The 16796-nt window shown below is 67.2% G+C and carries 18 protein-coding genes; 4 read left to right on the top strand and 14 right to left on the bottom strand.

Annotated features, from left to right (window positions below):
• Positions 1-188, top strand: a 188-nt coding sequence (locus ACU6WZ_RS29095; RefSeq protein ID WP_447034518.1) for a hypothetical protein, incomplete at its 5' end; no start/stop codon positions are given.
• Positions 189-553: 365 nt separating this feature from the next.
• Entirely contained in the window at positions 554-3007 is a 2454-nt protein-coding gene (locus ACU6WZ_RS29090) for a helicase associated domain-containing protein (protein ID WP_447034517.1), read from the top strand.
• 76 nt (positions 3008-3083) lie between these two features.
• Here the strand turns inward: ACU6WZ_RS29090 and ACU6WZ_RS29085 are convergent, their stop codons facing one another.
• The 6 genes from ACU6WZ_RS29085 to ACU6WZ_RS29060 all read right to left on the bottom strand — a co-directional run bounded on the left by ACU6WZ_RS29085 (position 3084) and on the right by ACU6WZ_RS29060 (position 6872).
• Positions 3084-3560, bottom strand: a complete 477-nt coding sequence (locus tag ACU6WZ_RS29085; protein WP_447034515.1) for a hypothetical protein — start codon at positions 3558-3560, stop codon at positions 3084-3086.
• Positions 3561-3588: 28 nt separating this feature from the next.
• Positions 3589-3822 carry a hypothetical protein gene (locus ACU6WZ_RS29080; protein ID WP_447034513.1) on the bottom strand — a complete coding sequence of 78 codons (234 nt, stop codon included), beginning with the start codon at positions 3820-3822 and terminating at the stop codon, positions 3589-3591.
• Positions 3803-5335 (bottom strand): hypothetical protein, encoded by a 1533-nt coding sequence (locus ACU6WZ_RS29075; protein ID WP_447034512.1) that lies wholly within the window; start codon positions 5333-5335, stop codon positions 3803-3805. Before ACU6WZ_RS29075 ends, ACU6WZ_RS29080 begins: the two co-directional genes overlap by 20 nt.
• Positions 5332-6048 carry an ABC transporter ATP-binding protein gene (locus ACU6WZ_RS29070; protein ID WP_447034510.1) on the bottom strand — a complete coding sequence of 239 codons (717 nt, stop codon included), beginning with the start codon at positions 6046-6048 and terminating at the stop codon, positions 5332-5334. The genes ACU6WZ_RS29075 and ACU6WZ_RS29070 overlap by 4 nt, the downstream gene beginning before the upstream one ends.
• Positions 6049-6154: 106 nt before the next feature.
• The gene (locus ACU6WZ_RS29065; protein WP_447034508.1) at positions 6155-6487 is read right to left on the bottom strand and encodes a hypothetical protein; all 333 of its coding nucleotides are present in this window, start codon (positions 6485-6487) and stop codon (positions 6155-6157) included.
• A gap of 61 nt (positions 6488-6548) precedes the next feature.
• Positions 6549-6872 (bottom strand): response regulator transcription factor, encoded by a 324-nt coding sequence (locus tag ACU6WZ_RS29060; protein WP_447034507.1) that lies wholly within the window; start codon positions 6870-6872, stop codon positions 6549-6551.
• Positions 6873-7052: 180 nt separating this feature from the next.
• Here ACU6WZ_RS29060 and ACU6WZ_RS29055 point away from each other — a divergent pair, with 180 nt between their 5' ends.
• Positions 7053-7871, top strand: coding sequence for a hypothetical protein (locus ACU6WZ_RS29055; RefSeq protein WP_447034505.1), 819 nt, complete (start codon positions 7053-7055; stop codon positions 7869-7871).
• Between the two features lie 204 nt (positions 7872-8075).
• On the opposite strand, the gene ACU6WZ_RS29050 is transcribed toward ACU6WZ_RS29055, so the two are convergent.
• From ACU6WZ_RS29050 to ACU6WZ_RS29030, 5 genes are all read right to left on the bottom strand, one after another.
• Entirely contained in the window at positions 8076-9392 is a 1317-nt protein-coding gene (locus ACU6WZ_RS29050; protein ID WP_447034503.1) for a replication-relaxation family protein, read from the bottom strand.
• A 320-nt stretch (positions 9393-9712) separates the two neighbouring features.
• Positions 9713-10252 carry a hypothetical protein gene (locus ACU6WZ_RS29045; protein WP_447034501.1) on the bottom strand — a complete coding sequence of 180 codons (540 nt, stop codon included), beginning with the start codon at positions 10250-10252 and terminating at the stop codon, positions 9713-9715.
• Between the two features lie 829 nt (positions 10253-11081).
• Entirely contained in the window at positions 11082-12245 is a 1164-nt protein-coding gene (locus tag ACU6WZ_RS29040; protein WP_447034530.1) for an IS701 family transposase, read from the bottom strand.
• 142 nt (positions 12246-12387) lie between these two features.
• Entirely contained in the window at positions 12388-13509 is a 1122-nt protein-coding gene (locus ACU6WZ_RS29035; protein WP_447034500.1) for a ParB/RepB/Spo0J family partition protein, read from the bottom strand.
• Positions 13509-14171: a ParA family protein gene (locus ACU6WZ_RS29030; protein ID WP_447034499.1), complete on the bottom strand. Its 663-nt coding sequence runs from the start codon at positions 14169-14171 to the stop codon at positions 13509-13511. The genes ACU6WZ_RS29035 and ACU6WZ_RS29030 overlap by 1 nt, the downstream gene beginning before the upstream one ends.
• Positions 14172-14559: 388 nt before the next feature.
• On the opposite strand from ACU6WZ_RS29030, the gene ACU6WZ_RS29025 reads away from it, so the two are divergent.
• A complete protein-coding gene (locus ACU6WZ_RS29025; protein WP_447034498.1) occupies positions 14560-14769 on the top strand; it encodes a hypothetical protein in 210 nt (69 codons plus the stop codon).
• Positions 14770-14945: 176 nt separating this feature from the next.
• Here ACU6WZ_RS29025 and ACU6WZ_RS29020 read toward each other — a convergent pair whose 3' ends face one another.
• Genes ACU6WZ_RS29020 through ACU6WZ_RS29010 form a run of 3 tightly spaced genes read right to left on the bottom strand, consistent with a single transcriptional unit; the run spans position 14946 to position 16678 of the window.
• Entirely contained in the window at positions 14946-15191 is a 246-nt protein-coding gene (locus ACU6WZ_RS29020) for a type II toxin-antitoxin system RelE family toxin (protein WP_447034497.1), read from the bottom strand.
• Positions 15188-15463: a hypothetical protein gene (locus ACU6WZ_RS29015; RefSeq protein WP_447034496.1), complete on the bottom strand. Its 276-nt coding sequence runs from the start codon at positions 15461-15463 to the stop codon at positions 15188-15190. The genes ACU6WZ_RS29020 and ACU6WZ_RS29015 overlap by 4 nt, the downstream gene beginning before the upstream one ends.
• Before the next feature lie 45 nt (positions 15464-15508).
• A complete protein-coding gene (locus tag ACU6WZ_RS29010; protein ID WP_447034494.1) occupies positions 15509-16678 on the bottom strand; it encodes an IS630 family transposase in 1170 nt (389 codons plus the stop codon).
• Positions 16679-16796 lie beyond the last annotated feature (118 nt).

Here is a 16796-nt window from a genome sequence, read left to right as displayed (position 1 = left end):
CCCGCGGAGCGGGTACCACATCGCTGCGCGATGTGCAAGCGAAACGCTTCGCTCCGCTCAGCGAGAAAGACGCTTCGCGCCTTTCAATTCCCGCGCTGCGGGAATTCCGTATTTCCGCTTCGCTCCAATACGAAAAGCAAGGAATCTCCGCTTCGCTCCAATTCCCCATTCGCGCGACGCGCGAATAGCTGGCTACAGGGGAAGGGGGTGCATCACTGCGGGCCTGTGTAGCATCCCGAAGAACAGGCCACCCGCAGATGCTGACACACCATCACCCCAACAGGGTGCCGGCCCCCATAGTTGGAGGGTTCGAACTCCGCTTCGCTCCATCCGAACCCTGACACCCACTCACCACCAGCGGGGGGCGCAGCATACGGACGAGTCTACCCGAAAACCGCCACGAACGTAGCTCGTTGCGCTAGAGTGAGACCCCGCGCATCATCATGGCGAAGCTGCATCGGGGGCCATCCGATGCACTGTGTAGCATCCCGATCGAACCATTACCACCTCCGCCAGGGCTGATCGCCCCTTCTCGCGACTTCTGGAGTACGGAATGCCGAATGCCGATGAGATCCGTCTGTTTCCGCATCAGATCGAGGCGGTTGACGCGGTGGTGCGTGGTCTCGATATCCCTCCAGGGAAGCGGATTACGCGTAATGGACTGCGGGCCACGGTGGTGGCTGCGTGCGGTACGGGAAAGACTTTCATTGCCGCGCATTCTGCGTTGCGGCTGGCGCGTAATGGTCGGGTCTTGGTGTTGCTTCCGACCTTGGATCTGCTGACGCAGACGGTGCGGGAATGGCGTTCTGTCGGGCATACGGGTCCGGCGGTGGCGGTGTGTTCGCTGGATGATGACCCGCATCTGTGGAATCTCGATGTGCGCTCCACGACGAGCCCGCCACAACTGGCGCTGTGGCACGGCCGCGGGCCGGTGACCGTCTACGCCACCTACGCGTCTCTGCCTGTGCTGGCGGAGGCGCATGAGGGTGTGTACGGGCTTCCCATGGACGTTTTCGACCTCGTGGTCATCGACGAAGCCCACCGGACCAGCGGATCCCTGGGGAAGGCGTGGGCGGCGATCCACGACCAGGACGTCATCCCCGCTATGCGCCGGCTCTACATGACGGCGACACCGCGGATCTGGAAAGAGCGTCCGCGTCCGCCCCGGCCGCCGTGGGCGGAACGGCAGTCGGGCTTCGAGAACGCGCGGGATCCGCTCCCGCATGAGCTGGCCTGCTCCATGGACGACCCGGAGATCTACGGGCCTGTGGTCTACGAGCTGTCGCTGGCGTCGGCGGTGTCGCGCGGTCTGCTGGCGCGCTATCAGATCGTGGTGGTCGAGCTGACCGACCCGGTGGTGACTCCTGCCCGCCTGGCCGGCGAGCAGAAGCGGGAGGAAGAGGTGCGCGGCCAGCGGATGGGCGCGTTGCAGGCGGCGCTGCTGGAGACGATGGCTGAGCACCGGTTGCAGACCACCATCACCTTCCATCACCGGACCATAGAGGCCAGCGCGTTCGCGAAGGGACTGCCGAGGGTGGCGAAGCGTCTGCACGCGTCGGATCCGGAGCGGTACCCGGAGCGCGTGTGGGCCAACTGGCTGTGCGGTGAGCATGAGGCCGACCACCGGCGCCAGGTGCTCGGAGACTTCGGCCGCCGGGCCGGGCGCGCGGTGCTTTCGAATTGCCGTGTATTGGGTGAAGGCGTCGATATTAGGGCGGTGGACTCCGTGGCCCTCCTGGACCCGAAGGGGTCGGCTGTGGATATCGTGCAGGCAATCGGTCGGGCGCTCAGGCAGAAGCCCAATCAGGGGAAGGTTGCAACGCTGATCGTGCCCGTATTTTTGGCCCCAGGTGAGCAGCCGGAAGACATGTTCACCTCTGCCTCGTACCGGCCTTTGGTGAAGGTCCTTGAAGGGCTTCGCGCGCATGACGAGCGTGCCATTGAAATGCTCGCGATTCCGCAGGAGAACCAGAAGCGCGTGGTTGATCCGTCGCAAAACATCGGTGAGGAGCCGGAGGAAGGCGAGGAGGAGTCACGGCTGCTGCTCCGCTTTGCCGCCCCCAGGGATCCGGTGATGGTCGCCAAGTGGGTCAAGTTCCAGATCCTGGACACCGAACGGCAGGACTGGACACGCGGGTACGGCGCCGCTCGCCGCTACCGCGACCGGGAGAGCAGTCTCGATGTGCCCTACGAGCACCAGGAGGGCGCCTACCCGCTGGGCAGGTGGCTGTCCGACCAGCGGCGGGCGTACCGGGCCGGAGCCATGCTGGGGAGCCGGGCCGAGGAGCTGGAGGAACTCGGCATGATCTGGGACACCGCCGATGCCCAGTTCGAGGAGAACCTCGCCGCCGCCCGCGCCTACTACGCGCAGGCCGGCACCCTGGCCGCGCCCCGCCACGCGACCGCTCTCGACAAACCGGTCGGGCAGTGGCTCACCAACCTCAGGCGGCCCGGCGGGCTGGGCAAAGACCCCGAGCGCGCAGCACGGCGTGCCGAGCAGCTCGCGGCCATCGATTTGGACTGGAACCCCGGGCAGCTGGGGTGGACCGTCGACTGGCAGCGCCACCACACCGGCCTGCGCGCCCTCCTGGAAGCCGGCGGGACACTGGAGGAGATCCTGCCCGGCGTCACCTACCGGGGCGATGACATCGGGCGCTGGCTGGCGAGGCAGGTTCGGGACTTCGGCCGGCTGAACGCGGAGCAGCAGCGCCGACTAGGCGAGCTGGGTGTGAAACCGGCTGTACGGCCGAAGAAGCCCTCAGCACGAACCAACGCGAAGACTGGGACGGCGAAGGGCTCCGACACGTTCACGCGGGGCGTGGCGGCCCTCGCGCAGTACATCCAACGCGAAGCCCGCACCGTCGTCCCGCGCGGGCACACCGAGCACCTCGAAGACGGCACCCCGGTGCGGCTCGGCGTCTGGCTCTCCAACCTCAAGAACCGACGCGACCGGCTGAACGAGCAGCAACTCGCGCAGCTCGCCGAACTCGGATACGACTGGACATGAGAAGTGGTCAGGTGACCGGGACAGCAGCCGATCGCTGAACCGACGTCAAGCGAAGGGCGAGCCGGGTGACTTGACGTCAACTCCTGTCGTCTTTGGCTGGCTGTCTCCATGTCGCGCGGAAGCTGTGCCAAAGGGCCCGACCGTCGCCGAAGAACGGCAGGAGGAACACAATGTGCGCGAGGTACCACCAGGCCAGGTACCGGTCGAGGCCGGAAAGCCACAGAAGGGCGCCCACCCCGACGCAGGCAGACGGCCCAGCCAGGGCCACCACGGCCGTCTGCCGTGCGGTCATGGTCCCTTCCGGGATCACCGACGTGCGCCACGCTGTCCGCTCGATCGCGATGTGAGTAACCGTGCGGATCCGTTTGAGGACGAGGACGTGTGCCGACTCGTGCAGGGCGAACGAGGCCACCAGGCCCAAGCCGGCCGGTTTGACCAGCAGCACCCACGCCAGAGAGGCGGGTACCGGGTCACCGGAGCGCGCCATCCAGACCAGAGCCACGGCCAGGAGGACACCGGCGAACGCCAGCAGGGGCCACACCTGGACGGCCACGGCCCAGGCGACGGTGCGGACCCTCAGGTCAGCTGCCGGACGCGTTGAGGAGCTGCTCACGGCGCTGCTTCAACCCCCGGTAAATGGCCTGAATCATCACCAAGACGGCGGTGAGCACGAGGAACAAGACGATGAGCGGGACCGGGTTGTCGACGCCCGTGGTGATGCCCAGCGCCCCGTCGTCTTTCTTCACCGTCTCGAAGATCATCGACCCGAAGAACGCTTTCCGTTCGACGATCTCGTCAGTGCCCGTTGAGAACATGAGGGTGAGCAGGGTCGCCGCTACGGTGCCCAGCGTCAGCAGCGCGGCCCCTACGGCGGACGTCACTACCGACCGTGCCTTGAACATTCCTTCTCCTCGACTCGCTTGTGTGGATTCCTTGTACCGCGTACCAGACGAACGCGACCGCCGCCCCGGCAAGGCAGCCCATCACCGCCCAGGGCGGGAGACTGAGCAGGCCCAGCCCGATCACTGACAGGCCCATGACGATGATGACCACGGACAGCCCCAGGAACACGGAGAACGGGTTGTCCTTCTCTGCCGGGAACACGATGCTGATGCACGTGGTCATGACCGTTCCTCCCAGGCAGGACGCCAGCGCCACCCCGCTGGAGAGGAACCGGTCCGGGTAGATCGCAACCGTGATCGCGAGAGCGGGCACGGCGAACACGGCGAGCAGGACCAGCTGCGCCCTGATGAGCCGTGCGTAGACCCGCCAGGCCGGTTCCTGCGCGCCGGGCAGTGCCCGTAGCTGCTGGGTGGCGGTGAACTGGTACAGGCCTCCGAAGGACAGGGCGGCGAGGCCCCACATGGGGTTCACCGAGGGTTTGGCCAGCAGCAGGTAGGCGAACACGGCCAGCGCCATCGCGGCGGCGGCCACGGTCTGCGCGCTGCGCAGCAGACACCAGTCGTAAGGCCCAAGAACGCCTCGCAGCCGCACGCTTCCGGGGAGTTTCAGGTAGCGGGACTGGCGTACGTGCTGGTTCGGGGCGAACGCGAAGGCCAGGGCCATGAGCACGGCTGACAATGCCACCGCGGCGGCCAGGGTCAGCCAGGGCCCGTGTTCGTTCCAGGCCCAGGACACCGACGTGACCCACGTGTACTCGGTCCGCTTGCTCAGGTACGCGCCGGAGATGTCCTGGATCATCGGTGTCATCTGCGCGGAGTAGTACGCCAGCACCGCGAACAGGGCCAGCACGTTGAGGACGCCCGCCATCCGGCTGAGCCCTATCAGCATCCACAGCCGGGTCAGCAGCTGGTAAAGGACGGACAACGTCAGGTAGGTCAAGGCGACCGGCAGGATGACTGATGCGGTGATGTAGCCGGTCGCGGACGGGCCGAGGAGGATCAGCGCGCTGACGGAGAGGGAGACGAGGCCGGCGGCGGTCACGGTGGCGGTCATCGCCGCTTCGTACATGAGGAACGCCGCCGAGCGTTCCCGGTTGGTGACCGGCAGCTGGTAGCTGAGCTGCAGCATCCCTTCGGCGTTGATGAACAACACCTTCACCAGCAGGAACGCGATCTGCACCCACAGCAGGAGGGAGACCGTCGAGGTGTCGAACAGCAGCCGCCACACGGCCGCTTCGTTGGCCAGGGGTCGCAGGAAGAAGTAGGAGGCGGTGCACATGACGCCCAGGAGCAGAACGGCCGCCACCGTGACGAACACTCTGACCGGGGCGGACTTCAGGACTCCGGCCCGCAGCACCCGGCGGCGGAAGAAGACAAGGAGCATCCGGGCCAGGACGGCGGAGTGCTTCAGCCGTACCGCCGTCACCGCTGGGACGTTTCGAGGTAGTCGAACACCATGGCGGCCAGCGATCCGTGTTCTTCGACCAGATCCTTCGTCGGCTCGTCGTACACCACGTGTCCCAGGTCGAGGAAGAGGGTCCTGTCGGCCAGGCGCTCCAGCACGGCGAAGTCGTGCGTGCACAGCAGGATCGAGCGGCCCTCGCCGCGGACCCGCCTGAATTCCTTCTCGGCGAGGTGCAGCGCTTCGAGGTCGATGCCGTTGAGGGTCTCGTCGATGATGGTCAGCGGTGGGCGGATGACGAGCGCGGACACCAACTGCGTCTTCTTGCGCATGCCGTGCGAGTAGTCCTCGATGAGGTCGTCGTAGCGGCCCTCCATGGAGAACTTGCGGAATAGCCCGAGGGCTTCACCGTGGTCGGCGTCGAGGCCGAACAGTTTGCCCATCATGGAGATGTACTCGCGGGCGGTGAGGAATTCGGGCAGGTAGTCGTTGCTGGACAGGTACATGCCCAGCTGCTTCGCCTCGGGCCGGGTGTGCTCGTGGCCGCCGATCCGGATGGACCCGGACTGAAGGCGTACGAGGTCGAAGATGTTTTTGATCAGCGTGGACTTGCCGGAGCCGTTGGGGCCGACGAGACCGACGATTGTGCCTTCCTCGACCGTGAAGGACACGTCCAACAGGACGTTGACAATGCCGTCATAGGAGTAGCTGACGTCGTTGACATTCAGGAGAGACACTATTGCGTTGATCCTTTACCGAGTCCGTCAACCAGGGCGGTGCCCAGGAAGCCCGGGTACTACCGGGGGGCTTCCTGGGCACCTTGCAAACGTAGCCGTCAGGCAGCTACTTACATTCGGCGCTGACCTTCAGACCGAAGTCCTTGAAGGACCAGTTGCCGGTGAACCTCTTGTTCTGCTTCACCACACACCAGATGACCAGTCCGGCGAAGATGGTGGCGCCCAGGCCGAGGATGACAGCGGTGAATATCAGGAACCAGGCGTCGTAGCGGACGAGCCCCTTGTCGACCTTCGTTCTGATCGACGCGATGGCACGCGCGGGCGCCGTGGTCGCAGCCACGTACGCGCCGATCGACGCGGACGTGTACGCGCTGACGGCTTTCACCTCTACCGGCTCGGCGGCGGTTGCGGTTTCCCGTACCAGAGTTGACGCAGACACAGTTGTTCTCCCCTGTGGTTGATGTTGACTCAGTGAAGATTCCATGCCCCTGGCGAGGAGGCTAGTGTCCTGAGGGGCACCACGCGGAGCACTTCCTGTATGTCGCTATGACGGCCGCTTCCGCCCGCGAGGAGATCTCCAGCTTGATGAAGACGCTGGTGACATGCTTCTTGACCGTTCGCTCCGCTAAGTGCCAACGGCCCGCTATGACAGCGTTCGACAGACAGTCGCCCAGCGCGACGAGGACTTCACGTTCACGCGCGGTCAGAAGAGACAGGTCCGCGTCACGCGCCCATGGCGGCACACCGCAGACATGGATCTCTTCATGCTCATCTTTTCTGTCTGATGACAGTTGCAAATTCCGATCCCCCGTGACGACGGTCACCCGCCCGTTCGTTCGACTGCACATCACCCAGGCGGCTTGGTCAGAGCCGCCGACCGCAGCTGTCCCCCTCGGAGCAGCTGCATGGGCAACAGCATCATGCCCCTGACGAATGCGGTAGAGGAACGATGCATTCTTGAGCACAACTTGAGCTAGTGGCCTCGCCGCGCGCACCATGGAGGTGTGGCTTCCGGGGATGAAGAGGGTCAGGGCGCGGCGCTGGAGCCGGTCGGGCGGGCTGATGCGGTCCGGCTGACCGAGCGGTTGCGGGTGGCGATCGGGGAGGCGCGGCGGGCCGCGGTCGTGCTGGCCGTGCGGGTGCGGGCGGCGCACCGGGCCCGGGTGTGGGTCGCGCTCGGGTACTCCGGGTGGGGTGCGTACGCGCAGGGTGAGCTGGGGATCAGCAGGGCGCAGGCGTACCGGCTGATCGATATCGCTGAGTCGGCCGGCGCGCTGGACCGGGCGATCGGCGCGGCCGGTGTCCTGGCCCCGGTGTCACCCGCGGGTGACACGCACACGGCCGGGCTGGTCGACATGGGGTTGTCGCAGCGGGCGCTGCGCGAAGTACACGGCCGGCTCGATGAACTCATCACCGTCGTCACCGAACGGCTCGCCACAGTTGCCCGGGCCGGGCCGGTTGAGGTGTCGGTGGTCCGCGACATCGTGGGCCAGGCCGTCGACGAGCTCCGCCGCGATCCGCTTCCCGCAGCCGGTGACACCGCTGACGACGACCCTCTGGAGCGGGCACTCGCTGACGCCCAACGGCAGCCCGCTGACACGACGGTGGTACGGCGTCTGGTCGACGAGATGGCCGCGGCCGGCGGCCGGATGGGACAGCTCGCGCTCGAACTCGCCCCGGCCTATCTGTCCGAACAGGAAGCCGTCGACAAGGTCCTCGCCCGGTACGCGGACGAGATCGGCTGCGACGTCGAAACCATCCTCGCCGTACGCCGCTACGCGCTCACCGGCGACCGCCGCGCCCTGGAAGGCACCTGGCTCTGACCACCGGCACCGCCCACTGGGTGAACGCGGCGTCGCGTGCGTGACCCGACCGGCGCCAGCTCGGTTACCCCGTGGCGTGCATGAAAATCCGCCCCACGGATGCGCGCCCCGTGGGGTCCTGACCCGCCCGGCCAGGACCCCACCCCGTCCGGTACACCACGTCCAACGGGTGGTGGTGTGCACGACCGGCAGAGCTCCGGTGTGTCAGCGGCGGAGGAAGCCGAAGATGCCGTTCTCCTTGCGCCATGCCTCCGCTTCCGCCTTCGCCTGCGCCTCCTCAGTCGCCCGTTCCTCAGCCTCCCGGCGCTCGCGCTCCTTGGCGGAGGTGCACACGGTGCAGTCACTGCCCGGCGGTACGGATTGCCAGCCGTCGCTCGGGTAGACGTCACGGCCGCAGGTCGGACACGCCCACGCGGCGGCCTTCCGCCGCCGCTTGGCCTCTTCCCGCTCGCGCTCCTCGCGCTGCTCCTGGGCGCGGCGTTCGGTGCGGCGTTCCTCTTCCCGGGCGTGGAAGGCGCGGTGGTCGTCCGGGTTGTCCAGAGCCGCTTCGAGGGTCTCCCACGAGGAATGCCCGTAGCGCCACCAGATGGGTCCGTGCGGGCCGTGCGCACTCAGGCGGGCGAGGGTGGTGACGATGACGGGGACGGTGCCGTCGTAGTCGCGGTAGCCGTCCTTCACATCGGACCCATAGATGCTCCCGCCCTGCCAGTGGCCCTTCCAGCACTCCGGGGCCAGGTCCCGGACGGCCTTCATGCGGTTCATCATCGCCTCGGGCCCGACCTGCTTGGTGAACACGATCGCCACAGGCGGGTAGCCCTTGCGGTCGGAGTCGCCGTAGAGAGTGCGCCACATCGGGATGTCCCGCTGGTTGGTGTCCTTGACCGTACGGCGGAAGAACCTGCGGTACTTGCCGATCTTGCCTGCCACGATCTGCGGGACTTCGGTGCCATTGTCGACTTCCACGAACAGCACCGGCAGCCCCGCGTCCGGAGCGGCCAGGACAGCGTCCGCGCGAGGGCTGCCCTTGACCGGTGTCGTGAACGTTCCGCTCACCGGCAGCACCACCTCGGTCTCCCACGAGGAGAGCGTGCCGATCCCCGCAGGCCGGGTCGGAGCCTTCTGCGCCGGGACCGTCGGCGCCGGCTGGTTCTTGCGGACGACCGGACGAGTCGGCTCCGGGACCGGCTGGAGGAACGCGGTGATCGTGTCGGTGACCTTCCGCGCGTGCGGAGCACCCGAGGGCACCGACGCCTTCGCCGTGCCGCCCATCTCCTTCACCTCGCGGCCCAGGACCACGCTCGCAGCCTCAAGGCCGGCCGGGGTCAAGTTCCACAGCTTCTCGGACACCCGGTTGCCCTTCGCGTTGATCCGGGTGGCCGACCCGAGCGAGACGACCAGCCCCTCCACCCCGAGATCCTTCGCACCGTTGCGGACCGTCTGCGCGTCGGCAGTGCCCGGACACGTCAACTGCCGAATCTGCTCAGCCGTCGCAACCTTCACCACCCCGAGCGCCGCCAACACCCACGTCCGCGCCTTTGTCCCACCCACCAGCTCCCCGCCCTCCCTGTGCCTGCCCGGCCGGCACCAGAGGCCGGCGGCAGCCCGCCCCGGCGCCCCGGAACCCGATGATCACCACTCCTACCACTCTCCACTGACACACAGGGGTGAGAAGAGGGTTGTCGAGGTGCGCGAACCAGGGCGGACAAGGGGTATGAGCTGCACAAACGCACCAGCCCGGGGCCATAGTCACCGTAGGGGAGACCGCAGGGGAGAGCGTAGAGCGCAATGCAGGGGCAAAACCGCAGAGAAGCCGTGTCGCTACTGCACCGTCCGCAGCTGACTCACTGGAGCACCCGCCCGAGGACCCGCTCGCGGTCTTTCGCCCATCGGTCGGGAACGTCATGTTCCTTCGCCGCAGCCCACTGGCTCTTCCCCGTAGAGGCCCACCGGCCATCCTCCCGCTGCTCGGCCAAGCCGTAGTGGGACAGCCCTTCCAGGTGCTTGGTGATGGTGCGCGCCTGGTAGCCGACCGCCTCGCAGAGGTCCTCCACCGTCGCACCCCGCGTACCGACCTCCTTCAGCCGGGCCCAGGTTCGCTGCGCGTGATGGCCAAGCCCGCCGTCGCGCGCCTTGTTGTAGAAGATGGGGCCGGCTGGCTCGAACGATTCTGTGAAGGACCCCAGATCGCGCGCCGCACTACTGATGGACGGCTGGGGCGGCACCTTCTTGAAGCCCAAGTTCGACAGGACTCGATCGAGATTGGGTTCAGCGTCGACCCAGCCCAGACGAGACACCACGCGTTCACTGCGCTGAACAGCGGGAGCGACAGGGCGGGGAGTCCGGTTCACGCTGCGGTGCTTCCGCCCCTTCTTATTGCTCATCTTGCCTCTCTCCGAACGTTCAGATCGTCACTCATCTCAACGAGGGAAGCTGTCGCAGGGGACTTGGCAGCGGGCGGAATCACGCAGTCGGACCACTGACATGAACTCTGCGCCCGCTGAGATCAATGCTGCGCCCGACAGGTGGTACGCCTGGGCGCGGGCGCCGAAGATGCCGCATCCCGGACCGCACCGATCACTCCTCTGGACACACAGGAGCCCCGGCGTGCTTCGAACGCGGGAGGGAGTTCCCGGAGGGTGGCACCCCGAAAAGTCGCGGGACTTCCCCAAATAGGGAAGTCCCGCTCAACGCCGGGGATTCAGCCCTTGACGAGTTCGGCATCCACAACGACTTCTCCATCGACGATGTCGCCGTCAGCCTCAACTTTGACCTTGCTGAGGATGCGGCCGATGCGGCGGACGGCGTCTTGCTGGCACTGGGCTTCCTGGCCGCTACGGGCCCTGATCCGATCCTGTCAGGGCGTCCCGGCTGCATCGAGGAGCGCACCTGTGCGGCCGACCGGCACCGCACCACCCAACCCCGCTCTACGCGTCATCGTGGAGCAGCTGACGACCGATGAAGACGATGCATTCGGCAGCGTCGTGTCCCCCACCCCGGCCCCCACCTGGCCGACCAGGTCGAGGAACTCGCTGAAGCGCTCTGACCACACCAACAGCACAGGGGCCTAGTACTGCAACCGCATGTGTGGGTTTTGGCCTCGGCGTTGGTAGTGGCAGCGGCGGGCTCGGGCCTGGCTGCGGCGTCGGAAGTGTGACCAGCGGAGACGGTGCTCGTTGTCGTGGCAGCGGGGCGTGATGACGACGTGCCCGATCATCCGGCGGATCTCCGGGACGCTGAGGGGTATGAGGTCTTGCTCGTCGTCTCGGCTGCCCCTTTTGTGGCTTCTGCGGCACGGGTGGCGGTCAGGTAGGCGAGGGCGGCCATCGCGAGGGTGATGTGCCGGTACCAGGCCCGGTAGAGACGGACCTGGTAGTGGTCCAGGCCGCATTCGCCCTTGGCGATCTGGAAGCATTCCTCCACCTGCCACCGTGCGCCAGCGGTTCTGACCAGGTCTTTCAGCCGGGAGGTGGCGGGGCCGTAGCAGACGTAGTAGGCGATCTCGGCGGGGTCGCTGATGCTGCGGCGGGCCAGGACCCAGTGCCCGAAGCCGTCCTGCCACTGCGGGCGGACAGCGATCCGGGCCCAGTCGTAGAACCGCTGACCGTGCGCGCCCGCTCCGGCGGAGATCCGCTTCCATCTCTGCCGGGGCACTGCGGTGATCAGGTCGCGCACCTCGGCGACCGCACCATCGGTGGTGGTCACGGTGTCGTTGACCTTGGTGGCCAGTACATAGGCGACGTGCCGTTCCTCCAGCCAGGCCCGCATGTGTTTGACCTGGCCGTATGCCTCATCCGCAGTGACCCAGGCGAAGGGGACACGGGCGTCGATCACGCGTTGCAGCATCCACTTGAAATGCTCGATCTTCGTGGCGAAGGGCACCTCGTCACCGATCCCGGCCTGCCTGCACCGCTCGCGGTCATCGGTCCAGGAGGCGGGGACATACAGTTCCCGGTCGATCAGCGCCCGGCCTTTCACGGAGGCGTAGGCCAGGAACGTGCCGATCTGACAATTTTCCGTGCGGCCGGCCGTTCCGGAGTACTGCCGCTGGACACCGGCCGACTTGACGCCCTTCTTCAGGAAGCCGGTGTCGTCCCCGATCAGCACCGCATCCTTGGCGCCGATCGTCTCGACGACGAAGTCACGCACGTCGTCACGGACGGCATTCTCGTCCCAGTCGGCAAAGTTCAGCAGCCGCTGGAAACCGTCCGGACGACGCTGGCCAGCCTGCTCGGCCAGCGTCCACCCGTTTTTCTTCTCCAGCGGTGCGAGCAACGTACTCAGGTAGTCCAGCGCCCGCTCACGCGGCTCCGACCTGCCGAAACGGCCCGCAAAGCGAGCATGAAGATCGGCTATCCCCTCGGACCAGTTCTCGATCTGCGCGACCGTCAGCGATTCATCACACAGTCAGTCCAACGACCAAGACGGCGCCCTGTCACGCCACATGCGGTTGCAGTACTAGGCCCCGCTCCCCCACTGGCAGGCAGGAGGGCGGGGCCACGGCGGCTCACGGGGGCGGTCAGGCGGACTGGGTGGCGCTGGCCTGCTCCGCGTCCCGGCGCTCTTCCTCGGCCAGCCGTTCCTTCAGGCGGAGCAGCTGTTCACGGGTCATCTTGTGGATCGCGATCACTGCGACCGCTTCGCCGTCGTGCCACGGCATCTTGATCTGTGCGGGTGCCGCAGTTCGCGTACCGCGTGTCTCTGCGGTGCGCGGGTCCGGGATCGACTCCGGCACGGCTTCCTGTTCCGCCGCAGAGTCAGCTTCCCGTTCCGGCGTCTGCGCCTCTGGTGTCGCTGTCCCGGCCGGGGGCGTGCCGCTACTGCTTTCCGAGGCGGGAGTCTTTACCGCGGTAAAGACTCCCGCCGCCGCGGCCTCCGGCTGAGCACTGGCCTGGGCCACTTCGAGAACCGAGCGCAACGCCGTTTTGCCGACCTGCACACGCCGCTGTGGTGACGCCTTGGACGCTTCCCGATCGGCGGCCTGCCGCTGCCACGCAGCGACCTGCTCCCCGGCTGGTAGCCCCGCAATGTCACGGGCTACCCGAACGGGCATAGCGGCGGAGCTGACGAGGTCCTGCAACTCGGGCACCAGCTTCAGCAGCTTGCGTTGCTGCGACACCCAGCCCTGCGTCTTGCCGTAGTGCTCCGCGACCTTCGAGGCGCCGCCGATCTGCTCGACCATCGTCTCGATACCCAGGGCCCGCTCGATCGGGTCGAGGTTCTCACGGTCGTTGTTCTCCGAGAGGATCGCGTCGAGGAGGACTGCACGGGAGGCGGTCAGTGTTTCGTCGTGGACGACGTTCAGGTGCTCCAGGCCGACTGCGGACGACGCACGGTAGCGGCGCTCACCGTTGACGATGATGAGCGGCTTGTCCCCCACGTGCTTGGTCTCTTCGGGCCACAGCTTCAGGTACCCGGCGCGCGAGACGACGACGGCCGGCTGCAATTGCTTCTTCTGGAGAACCCGCCCGAAGGCAAGCATCTGCTCTTCGGTGCCGAAGTTACGGCGGGGGTTGAACCGAGTGGGCGCGAGCTGGCTGAGGGCGATGCGCATGAGGAGCGGGTCGCTGGCTCCGGGGACTGTCTCGACCATCCCGCCGGCCAGTGAGGCGAGGCTGGTTCGGCGTCCTGCCGCAGCCATCAGGAACCGCCCCCGTACCCGAGCTCCAGGGCGAGGCGGAAGAAGTCCTCGCGGGCTTCCATCGCGACACGGTTCTTCGGGTACTGGGTGACGACCTTGCCTTCGACAGAGGCACGGGTGTGGACCTTGTAGCGGCGGATGACGGTCTTCGCCCGCGGCCATCCCTGGGCGTCGATGTACGCCTTAGTGTCGTCCAGGTCTGCTGTGCCGTCGCGCGGGTCCCAGTTGTTGATGACGACGCGGTAGGGGAGCCCGGTCGGCTTGATGACCATCTCGATGGTGCGTGCTGTCGGGTCGAAGGCGAGACCTTCGGGGGGCAGCGGCACGATCACGTCGTGCGCGTACTTCAGCGCCTCGAGGAGGAGGTTCTCGTCCTGGAGGCTGCCGGGGGTGTCGATGAAGATGTGCTCGGTGCCTGCGCTGTTGTCGCCCAGGACGTCGGCCACGACTGCCCCCAGATTGAGGGTGAGGGTGGTCTTGCCGACGCCGCCCTTCTGGTTGGCGATGACGTGGACCTTGGCCCCGGTGTCCTGAAGGACCTTCAGGTTCTCCGGGGTCTCGTGCTCCTGGGAGAAGTCGAAGGGCAGGTTGGTGATGCGGTTCGCCCACCAGACAGTTGATGCCTGGGGGTCGATGGATACGACGTAGACGCTTGAAGCCATGTGCTTGCTCCGTGTGCTTCCCGTGGGTTCCGGTACTTCGGGCGGGTGCATCCTCCCAGACAGGCGGACGGACGCTGGGAGGCGGGCCCGGTGTTTCACCCGTACGGGCGCCCTCGGTTCTTTACCGCGGTAAAGACCGGTGCCCGGCGGCAACGCGGTGGAGGGCCAAGGGGGTGGGATTCTTTACCGCGGTAAAGAGTTGGCCGCCGCTGCGCGACACCGGTCACGCGACGTCAAGGGCCGCGCCGGGCTGCCGCACTTAGCTCTTTACGTCAGGCAGACGACAAAGTGGTGACCATTGGTCACCACTTCCCCGACACCCCGTCGCCCGCGTCGAAGGGCCGCCCGGTCGATGATGCTCCCCCCGCCCAGGGCCAGGTTTCCACTCGTGGTCGACATTGATTTGGCCGAGGACGCCGCCGAGACCCACGGGGTCGCGTCCGTTGCTGCGGTCCGCTCGTCGTATCCGGACGGTCTTCTTGCGTACGGCGGGTGCGGTCTTGGCCGTGGCGCGGGCCTGAGCGAGCGCCTGGCGGGCCATGTCGAGACCGGAGGTGGGCTCAAGAGATTCAGGCTCGGTCATGCCCACGCCTCCTGACGGGCCTTCGACTGGTGGTCCTTGCGGACGGCGTGGGTGACGAGGGGTCCGCCTGACCAGTGACAACAAGCGTGGCGCCGCGTCGGCAGCGGCGGGCATGTAGTCCTACCGCAACGCAAAAGTGCCCCGCCCACTCCGAGAGCTGGAGTGGGCGGGGCATTTTGGTGCTGCGGGGATCAGATGTAGATGACGCGGACGACGGTGACGGTCAGGACGGGTGGGCTTACGTAGTAGCGGATGACGACCCCGGCGACGACTGCTTCGCGTCGGTCCGCGTCGGCCTTGGCCGGGGCTGAGCCCTGCGCGTACGGGTCCGCCGCCAGGCGCTGCATGGCGATGTCGAAACGAGCCCGCAGCGCCGGTTCCATGGCGCTGCGGGCTTGGTCTGCGGGGGGTGCGTATTGGATGCGGTAGTGGCTCACGCCACCTCCGGCCGGTCGGTGTCGGCGGGTACGGCGCCGATGTCCTCACCGCGGGCAAGACGGTCGAAGAGGGCGTCGTCTTCTTCGTCAGCGACGGTGCCGGCCAGGGCCCAGCGCACGAGGGCGGTGGGAAGGTCAGCGGCGGGCACGTGCTCGATCTCGCGGTCGAACGCCTCCGCCTGGTCGGGGGGCATGGTGGCGCGGATCGTGGCGATGGTGCCGGGCAGCTCCACCAGGGTGCCGCCAATGACCGTCTTCAGGGTGGCGTCCACGAGTGCCTCCTTAGTGGTCCGTTCCGGAAGTCCTTCGGGGGTTGATCAGGCTGCCAGGGCGACGGAGGATTCTTGGTGTCGGTCGGCGGGTGTGTGCCGGTCGAGTCGGGCCAGCAGATCGTCCAGGTCGGAGGTGGTGAACCTCCACTGGAACGGCTGTGCCGTGGCGTTGTAGCGGTCTTCGAATGCTCGGAGCCGGTCCCCGACCTGGGTCAGGTCGGGGAAGTCGTTGGGTGAGACGACCTTGCGCTGCACCACGGAGAAGTAGATCTCCACCTGGTTCAACCAAGAGGCGTGCACGGGGGTGTGGACCATGACGGCGTTCGGGAACGCCGCCGTCAGCCGTTCGGCGGCCCTCTTGCCTCGGTGGGAGGAGCCGTTGTCGACGACCCAGAAGACACGCCTGGCGCTGGCGTAGGGTTCCTGTGTCATGACCTGGATGACCAAGCTCATGAACGGGTCGATGCCAGTGCGCGGTTCGCAGCGGCCGAGCACTCGGGCTTGGTGGACGTCGTAGGCGGCCAGGTAGGCCAGGGCGCCGCCGCGTCCGTAGGTGTGGTTGACGCGCATTGCCCTGGCCTGGCCCGGGGCCAGGGTCGGATGGCAGCGGCAGCGGGCCTGGATCGAGGTCTTCTCATCGCTGGAGACGACATACTCGTCCGCGCCGAGGGGCTCTCCTTCGAAGGTGCGGGCGTAGAGGTCCAGGACCCGCTGGGCCTTGGCGCGGAAGTCCGGGTCGCGAATGAAGATCCAGGACCGGTACTGCCAGGGCTTGAGCGCGTCCTGGCGCAACCAGCGGCGCACCGTGGACGCGGAGATGCTGTCGGTGATCTGGCGCGCGGTCAGCTCGGCGGCCAGCTCCGGGCACGACCAGCGCGACAACGGGACCCCGGTCTCGGCCGGGAGCTGGCAGGCCAGGGCCTTGGCCTCGGCGACCTGCACGGGGGTGAAACGGGCCGGGCGCCCCGAGCGCCTGCGGTCAGCCAGGGCTGGCAGTCGGCCGTCGGCGAAGCGGTTGCGCCAGGTCCGCACGGTGTCCAGGTGCAGGCCCGTCTCGCGGGCAATGTGCGCGTTGGGGCGCCCGCGGGCCGCGTGCAGCACGATCGCGGCCCGCTGCCGGGCCTGGTACGCGGTCTTGTGACCGTAGGCCGCCTTCTTCAACCGCTCACGTTCGGCGTTGGTCAGGACGATCGGGCGGGCAAGGGCAACAGGCATGGCAGGAAGGCCGATCGGGAGAAGTGGATCACCGGGACCACAGTCTGCCGTGCCCGTGCCGGGGATCGTCGGGAAGGATGACCGTCATACCCACGCCCCCGGAAGGCCACCGTCCTAT

The sequence above is a fragment of the Streptomyces hypolithicus genome, assembly GCF_052934925.1.
This window is presented reverse-complemented; position numbering and strand designations above follow the sequence as displayed.